This window comes from Microbacterium sp. K24 (genome assembly GCF_004794465.1).
Lineage (GTDB): Bacteria > Actinomycetota > Actinomycetes > Actinomycetales > Microbacteriaceae > Microbacterium.
On record NZ_SSDJ01000139.1, the window covers coordinates 170026 to 178013 of the forward strand.

7 protein-coding genes are annotated in these 7988 nt (G+C 68.9%); 3 read left to right on the plus strand and 4 right to left on the minus strand.

Annotated features, from left to right (window positions below; all coding sequences use genetic code 11):
* Nucleotides 1-46: 46 nt before the first annotated feature.
* A complete protein-coding gene (locus DW306_RS16660) occupies nucleotides 47-1489 on the minus strand; it encodes a cation:dicarboxylase symporter family transporter (protein WP_136056698.1) in 1443 nt (480 codons plus the stop codon).
* A 147-nt stretch (nucleotides 1490-1636) separates the two neighbouring features.
* On the opposite strand from DW306_RS16660, the gene DW306_RS16665 reads away from it, so the two are divergent.
* Complete coding sequence (locus tag DW306_RS16665) at nucleotides 1637-2920, plus strand: ATP-binding protein (RefSeq protein WP_136056699.1); 1284 nt, start codon at nucleotides 1637-1639, stop codon at nucleotides 2918-2920.
* Nucleotides 2917-3609, plus strand: coding sequence for a response regulator (locus DW306_RS16670; protein WP_136056700.1), 693 nt, complete (start codon nucleotides 2917-2919; stop codon nucleotides 3607-3609). The genes DW306_RS16665 and DW306_RS16670 overlap by 4 nt, the downstream gene beginning before the upstream one ends.
* 4 nt (nucleotides 3610-3613) lie before the next feature.
* Here the strand turns inward: DW306_RS16670 and DW306_RS16675 are convergent, their stop codons facing one another.
* Genes DW306_RS16675 through DW306_RS16685 form a run of 3 tightly spaced genes read right to left on the minus strand, consistent with a single transcriptional unit; the run spans nucleotide 3614 to nucleotide 6899 of the window.
* Complete coding sequence (locus DW306_RS16675; RefSeq protein ID WP_136056701.1) at nucleotides 3614-4966, minus strand: FAD-binding oxidoreductase; 1353 nt, start codon at nucleotides 4964-4966, stop codon at nucleotides 3614-3616.
* A 60-nt stretch (nucleotides 4967-5026) separates the two neighbouring features.
* The gene (locus DW306_RS16680; protein WP_136056702.1) at nucleotides 5027-5671 is read right to left on the minus strand and encodes an FMN reductase; all 645 of its coding nucleotides are present in this window, start codon (nucleotides 5669-5671) and stop codon (nucleotides 5027-5029) included.
* 1 nt (nucleotide 5672) lies between these two features.
* A complete protein-coding gene (locus DW306_RS16685; protein ID WP_136056703.1) occupies nucleotides 5673-6899 on the minus strand; it encodes an LLM class flavin-dependent oxidoreductase in 1227 nt (408 codons plus the stop codon).
* Between the two features lie 111 nt (nucleotides 6900-7010).
* On the opposite strand from DW306_RS16685, the gene DW306_RS16690 reads away from it, so the two are divergent.
* On the plus strand, nucleotides 7011-7988 hold a 978-nt coding region (locus DW306_RS16690; RefSeq protein ID WP_136056704.1), incomplete at its 3' end, for an acyltransferase family protein.

Consider the following 7988-nt stretch of genomic DNA (forward strand, 5'->3'; position numbering starts at 1 on the left):
CCGGATCCCTCCGGCCTCCCATCCTTTCTTCGTCCCGCAGCGCGGATCAGCGCTGTGCGGCGCGATCCCGCGCCCGCTGCTCCTTCGCCGCCATCTCCGACACGGCCGAGTCGCTGAGCTCCTGCACGCCCGCCGCGTCCGGTGCGTCGGACAGCCCGTGCGCGTCGACACCGTCCAGCATCGACTCGTCGAAGGGCAGCTCCCCGCTGAGCACCCGACGCGTACGATCGCGGTCGATCTGCTTGGTCCAGGTGCCGATGAGGAGCGTGGCCACCGCGTTACCCGTGAAGTTGGTCAGCGCACGACCTTCCGACATGAATCGGTCGATGCCGACGATCACGCCGACGCCGTCGACGAGATCGGGGCGGTAGGCCTGCAGTCCGCCCGCCAGGGTGGCGAGTCCCGCCCCGGTGACACCGGCGGCGCCCTTGCTCGCGATGATCATGAACAGCAGCAGACCGATCTGCTCGCCGATGGACATCGGCTGGCCCATGCCCGTCGCGATGAACAGCGAGGCCATCGTGAGGTAGATCGCCGTGCCGTCGAGGTTGAACGAGTAGCCCGTCGGCACCGTGATGCCCACCACCGGCTTGGAGACGCCGACATGCTCCATCTTCGCGATCAGCCGCGGCAGCGCCGACTCCGACGAGGACGTGCCGACGATCAGCAGGTACTCGCGCGCCAGGTACTTGATGAGCGAGAAGATGTTGACCCGCGTGACGGCCCAGAGCAGCGTGCCCAGCACCACGACGATGAACAGGATGCACGTGATGTAGAACGCGACCATCAGGATGCCGAGGCTCCAGATCGCCGAGATCCCGGTCTTGCCCACCACGGCCGCGATGGCTCCGAAGGCGCCGATCGGCGCCAGCCAGAGGATCATGCCGAGAATGCGGAACACCAGCTTCTGCAGCTGCTTCACCGCCTCCATGATCGGCGCGCCGCGGTCGCCGAGGCCCTGCAGAGCGAAGCCGACGAGGAGGGCGATGAACAGCACCTGCAGCACGCTCTCCCCCGTGAAGGCGCCGAAGAACGTCGCGGGGATGATCCCGAGGATGAACTCCTGCGTCGTCTTGGCCTCGGCCGCGCCCTCGGGATCGTACGTCGAGGCGGCCATGTCGAGCCCGGATCCCGGGTGGATGATGTTGCCGACGACGAGGCCGATGGCAAGGGCGAAGGTCGACATGATCATGAAGTACAGCAGCGCGAGACCGCCGATCTTCCCGACCGTCGCCGCCTTCGCGATGGATCCGACTCCGACGACGATCGTGCAGAAGATGATCGGTGCGATCATCATCTTGATCAACGCGACGAATCCCTTGCCGAGCGCCTCGAAGCCCTGCCCGACCTCGGGCCAGATGAGCCCGACGAGCGCACCGAGCACGACCGCGATGATCACCGACACGTAGAGCCAGGTGTGCCGGTCCCAGGACTGCTTGCCGCGCCGCGAATTGAACCCCGGCAGACGGAACCCCGTTGTGATGGCCATGTTTCCTCCTTGAGCATGAACGTCGTCGTGTCATGTGTGCGGCGGCAGCTTCGTCGCCGATGACATTCACCGTCGCGGACTTCCCTCCGCGACGCGATTTGTGGTCGTATTGGTCACTACCGAGAGCGCCGACGACCGGAGGATGCGATGGCACATGCCTCTGACGGCCGCAGCACCGCCTCGCGCGTGTTCGCCGTGCTGCTCGTCGCGGCGGTCGTGATCGGCGCCCTCGTGGCGGTCTACCTCGTGGTGGAGGCGCAGCGCGCCATCCGTGCCGAGGCCGAACGGGTGACGGCGGCGGCCGCCATCTCCCTCGCCGCGTCTCCGGACGTGGTCTCCGCGCTGGGGAACGGCGATGACGAGGCTGCGACGCGGAGCCTCGAGCCCTACGCCATGCAGGTCGTGGACGAGGCCGGGCTCGACTTCATCACCGTGATGACCGTCGACGGGGTGCGGATCACCCACCCCGATCTCGACCAGATCGGCGGACGCTATCTCGGGACCATCCCCGCTGCGCCGCAGAGGCTCACGGAGGAGTTCACCGGCACCCTCGGCCCGTCCGTGCGCACGATCGTTCCGGTCGTCGACGCCGACGACGCTCTGGTCGGGTGGGTGGCAGCGGGCGTGACGACCGAGTCGATCAGCGAGACGCTGGTGCGTCGGCTTCCGCTCTCGCTCGGGATCACGGCCGGACTCGTCGCCCTCGGCGCCTGCGGCGCCCTGATCGCGCGTCGTATCACCCGACGCATCGCCGGAGACCTGCCGCCCGGGCAGCTGCGCGACGCTGTGTCGTCGTACGAGTCCATCCGCACACTGGGCGAGGCGCTGCGCGCGCAGACGCACGAGCACGGCAACCGGATGCACACCGCCGTCGCCCTGCTCGAACTCGGACGCCGCGACGAGGCGATCGAGATCCTCACCGAGACCTCCCGCCAGAGCCAGTCTCTCGTCGATCAGGTCACCGCGCGACGTCAGGGCGACCCGGCTGTCGGCGCCCTGCTGCTCGGGAAGGCGTCGCAGGCGAAGGAGAGGGGCATCGACTGGCGCGTGCGGATCGACCCCGACACGCCGCGCTCGCCGCTCTCGACGGTCGACAGCGTGTCGGTGCTCGGCAACCTCGTCGACAACGCGATGGATGCCGCGGCGGAGGCGGAGGACCGCTGGGTGGCGGTGTCGCTGACCCCGGCTGAGGACGGCGGCATCGTGCTCGAGGTCTCCGACAGCGGACCGGGCGTGCCCGACGACGACCGCGAGCGCATCTTCCTGCAGGGCTACTCCACGAAGCCGGCGGATGCCCAGGGTCGAGGCATCGGTCTGGCGCTCGTGCGCTCGGTCGTGACCGGCGTCGGCGGCTCGGTGACGCTGACGGACGACCCCACGACGTTCCGCGTCGTGCTGCCGCCTGCCGGATCGCGGAGGCCGCGTTCATGATCCGGACGCTGCTGGTCGACGACGACGCACTGACCCTCGAACTCCATCGCGACTATGTGGCGCGCCTCGAGGGGTTCACGGTCTCCGGGGAGTGCAGCAGCGCACGCGCCGCGGTGAGCGCCGTCCTGGAACGGCAGGGTCCTGACGCGTTCGACCTGGTCCTGCTGGACATCACGATGCCGGACGGCTCGGGGATCGACGTGCTGCGGGCGCTGCGCGCCCGATCGGCATCCGTCGACGTGATCGCGATCACCGGTGTGCGAGACGCGGAGACGGTGCGGCAGATGGCCGCGCTCGGCGTGTTCCAGTACCTCGTCAAGCCGTTCCCCTTCGCCGTGTTCAAGGAGCGGATGGAGCAGTACCGGTCGCATCGCGATCAGGCACGCACCACGGCCGGCGAGGCGACCCAGGCGGAGATCGACGCGCTGCTCGGACGGGCGACGGGAACGATCTCCGTTCCGAAGGGGCTCTCCGCAGCCTCACTGGAGCGAGTGACCGCCGCGCTGCGCGCTGAAGGTCCGCTGTCGGCGAGCGAAGCGGCGGAGCACCTCGGGATGTCACGGGTCGCCGTGCGTCGCTACCTCGAGCATCTCGCGACCGAAGGCGTCCTCCGCCGCACCGCCCGTTACGGGGCGCGCGGTCGCCCCGAGACCGAGTACGGCTGGAACCGGGGTGCCGACGGCGTCTGAGTGCTCAGCGCGGGAGGCGACCCGCGTACAGCACCCCCTGGGGGTCGGCGGCGGCACGCACGGCACGCAGCCGCTCGAGGTCTGCGGGACCGCCGCAGCGATCGAGCGTCTGACCCGGTCCCAGGAACGTGGGCACCGTGCGTGCGGCCTCGGCGTGTGCCAGCAGCCCGACGAAGCCCGCGAGGCTCGCGTCGCCCGGCTCGAGCGGCGCACCGGGGAAGATCGGGGCGAGCGCGTGCAGCAGCCAGCCGGCCGACTGCAGTGACGCGAATCCGCTGCGCCGCGGAGAATCGAGCGCGCCGCCCAGCATCCGGATGTCGATTCCCATGATCGGACCCTGCTCGGGCAGCTCGCGGTAGTCGACGAGCGCGTCGATCGTCGCGTCGTCCAGCGACGAGAGGGCCATCGAGGCACCACGACCGGGCATCGGATCGGTCGGCTCATTCGACGCGGCGACGAGGGCCGCCGGCGACGTCGATCCTGTCGTATCGCGCTGAACCGTGCCGGCGCCCCGTACACGGTCGATCAGCGCGCTCGCGTCGCCGTCGACCGACAGCGCCTGGACCTCGAGGAAGCTGCGCCCCCGAATCGCTTCGGGCAGCTGAGGAGCGTCGGGCATGCGCATCGAGTTCATGAAGACGTTGAGCGTGGCGGGCGCGTCGGCGGAGAGGTCGCGCACCGCCCGGATGACCGCGGCGGCATCCGTCACCTCGAACACGAGACTCGCACCCCACAGGGCGGGCGTGCGCACCAGTTCGATCTCGAGCGCGGTGACGATCCCGACGATGCCGCCGGCTCCGCGCAGCGCCCACATGAGCTCCGGGTCGCTCTCGTCGTCGATGCGTTCATGCGAGCCGTCGGTGCGCAGCACCCATGCCGCTCGCACATTGTCGGAGCCGAGCCCGGCCGTGCGGCTGAACCACGAGTGCCCGCCGCCCAGCGTGTATCCGGCGACGCTCACCACGGGACTCGTGCCGGCGGGCGCCGCCCATCCGGTGCCCTCCAGTGCGTGCACCACCGCTCCCCAGCGCACTCCGGCGCCGACGCGCAGGACTCCCGCCTCGACATCGACCTCGAGCTCGTCGAACGCCGGCATGCGGACGATCACGGCTCCGGCGAGGTCGCCCGATGCGCCGTGGCCGCTGGGCTGCACGGCCAGAGGGGTTCCCGTGTCGGCGGCAGCCTGGAGCAGCGCTTTCAGGTCGCCGACATCGGCGGGGACGGCGACGGCCGCGGGGTGCTGGTCGACGGCCAGATTCCACGGCTGTCGAGCATCGTCGTATCCCGGGTCAGCGGGCAGGATGAGCGCCCCGGTCAGGCGCGGGCGCAGGGCTTCGAGCGAGGAGGTCGAGGGCATGACGACACGGTACGACGTCCGTCGGACATTGTCGACGGACGTCGTACCGTGATCAGAGCGTCACTCCCCCGCGAGTCCGCCGAGCAAGTGCCCGAAGGAGCGGCCTTCGCCGAGGTAGGTGGCGGGATCGTACGGGTCGGCGGCCGAGGCGGCATCGCGCCGGGCGATCGCCTCGGCGAGCTCCCTGGCGCCCTTCTCGACGCGCTTCGCGAGCGGAGCGACATCATCGCCCGCGCCGCCCCAGTCGCTCGATGCGGCGAACACACCCGTCGAGACCGCCTCGGCGTGGAGGTAGGCGAACAGCGGGCGGATCGCGTAGTCGATCGCCAGCGAGTGCCGTGCCGTTCCGGCGTTCGCGCCGATGAGCACCGGCTTGCCGGTGAGCGCATCGGGGTCGAGCACGTCGATGAACGACTTGAACAGACCCGAGTAGCTCGTGGAGAAGATCGGCGTCACCGCGATGAGCGCGTCGGCTGAGACGACGGTGTTGATCGCCGTCTCCAACGCCGGGGGTGCGAAGCCGGTGAGCAGATTGTTCGTGATGTCGTGCGCGTAGTCGCGCAGCTCGATCACGTCGACGCTCGCCTCGATGTCCCGCTCGCGGAGGGCCTTCAGCGTCTCCGCCGCCAGCCGGTCCGCCAGCATCCGCGTCGATGACGGGTTCGACAGCCCCGCGGAGACGACCGCGATCCTGCGCACCGTCATCTCAGGCCCCCTTCCGGCTGAGCCCGAAGGCGGCACCGGCGGGCGCCGGAGTGTCCTGGTAGGGCGAGTCACCGGTCAGGTTGTCGCCGCGGTTGGCGCCCGGCCGGGCCTGACGCGTCGGACCGTCGCCGAACTCGGCCTTCACCCGCGCGGCGTGCGTGGGGGCGTCCGGCACATTCTCGGGACGGCCCTGCGCGAGCTCCTTGCGGAGCACCGGCACGACCTCGGATCCGAGGATGTCGAGCTGCTCGAGCACGATCTTCAGCGGGAGTCCGGCGTGATCGACGAGGAACAGCTGGCGCTGGTAGTCGCCGTAGTGCTCGCGCATCGCGGCGTAGCGATCGATGATCTGCTGCGGCGAGCCGACCGTCAGCGGCGTCATCTCGGTGAAGTCCTCCATGCTCGGACCGTGACCGTAGACCGGCGCGTTGTCGAAGTAGGGACGGAACTGGTTCACCGCGTCCTGCGAGTTCGCTGCCATGAACACCTGGCCGCCGAGTCCGACGATCGCCTGCTCGGGCGTGCCGTGTCCGTAGTGCGCGTAGCGCTGGCGGTACAGCTCGATGAGGCGCTGGTAGTGCTCCTTCGGCCAGAAGATGTTGTTCGCGAAGAAGCCGTCGCCATAGTAGGCGGCCTGCTCGGCGATCTCCGGCGTGCGGATCGAACCGTGCCAGACGAACGGCGCGATGCCGTCGAGCGGGCGGGGCGTCGAGGTGAAGCCCTGCAGCGGAGTGCGGAACTTGCCCTCGAAGTCGACGACGTCCTCCCGCCACAGCTTGTGCAGCAGCGCGTAGTTCTCGATCGCGAGCGGCAGCCCCTGGCGGATGTCCTGTCCGAACCACGGGTAGACCGGGCCGGTGTTGCCGCGCCCGAGCATGAGGTCCATGCGTCCGTCGGAGACGTGCTGCAGCATCGCGTACTCCTCGGCGATGCGCACGGGGTCGTTCGTGGTGATGAGTGTCGTCGACGTCGAGACGATCAGTCGCTCGGTCTGCGCCGCCAGTGCGGCGAGGAACGTGGTGGGGCTCGAGGACCAGAACGGCGGGTTGTGGTGCTCGCCGATCGCGAAGACGTCGAGTCCGACCTCTTCGGCGTGCGTGGCGATGGTCAGCGTCGCCTTGATCCGCTCCTGCTCGCTGGGCGTGATGCCCGTGGTGGGATCGCGCGTGATGTCGCTGACCGACATGATGCCGAACTGCATCGCCTTCGCGCCCGACTGCTCGCTCATGATTGCTCCGTTTTCCTCGAACCGGATGCTCGGCATCCGTTTCTATTCATTTGAATGTATATGGGATAACGCGCTCACAGCAACTTTATTCCCGACCTGTAGCCTCGATGCATGAGCACCACCGGGGCGGACATCTCAGGGCCCACCACAGGATCGCTCCCGCGGCCGAAGAGGCGTGTGCCGTTCTGGGACAACGCCCGTTACGCCTGCATCGTGCTGGTGGTGCTGGGCCACGCGATCCAGCGTCTCATCTACGACTCCGACATCGCCTTCGCGTTCTATCTCGCCCTCTACGCGTTCCACATGCCCGCGTTCGCGATCATCTCCGGCTACTTCTCGAAGTCCGGATCCCCGACGAAGACCCAGATGGCCCGGGTGATCACCGACATCCTCGTGCCCTATCTGATCTTCGAGGTCCTGTGGACCCTCACGAAATGGCTCGTCGAAGGCCAGGCGAACCCGAACATCACCAAGCCGTCGTGGACGCTGTGGTTCCTGCTGGCGCTCGGGATCTTCCGCCTCGTGCTCCCCTATCTGGCCCTGCTGCGCTGGCCGCTGTTCTGGACCGTCGTGATCTCGATCGGTGTGGGGTACCTGCCGAACGTCGACAGCACCTTCTCGCTCTCCCGAACCCTCGGACTGCTGCCGTTCTTCGCGTTCGGCTGGTGGCTGCGGGAGCGCGACATCGTCGCACGCCTCCGCCTGCTCGACTTCCGGCCCTGGTGGGTGCGCGTCGTGGCGCTCGGAGTGCTGGCGGCTGCCGGCTGGGCGGCGTGGAACTGGCTCCCGGTCTGGCAGGCGATCGACCTGCGCCACTGGCTGTTCTACGAGGACTCCTACGCCGACCTCGGCGGAGAGCAGTGGTGGGCCGGCGGCGTCCGATTCGCCCTGATGCTGCTCGCGGTGGTTCTCTGCGCGGCGTTCTTCGCACTGGTCCCCCGTGGGACCTACTGGTGGACGCATTTCGGTCAGTACACGATGTACGTGTTCCTGCTGCACTCCTTCGTGCTCTACCCGTTCCGCGAGTCCGGCGCTCTGCGCGATCTCGAGCCGACCTGGATCTGGCTGCCCCTCGTGACCATCCTGTCC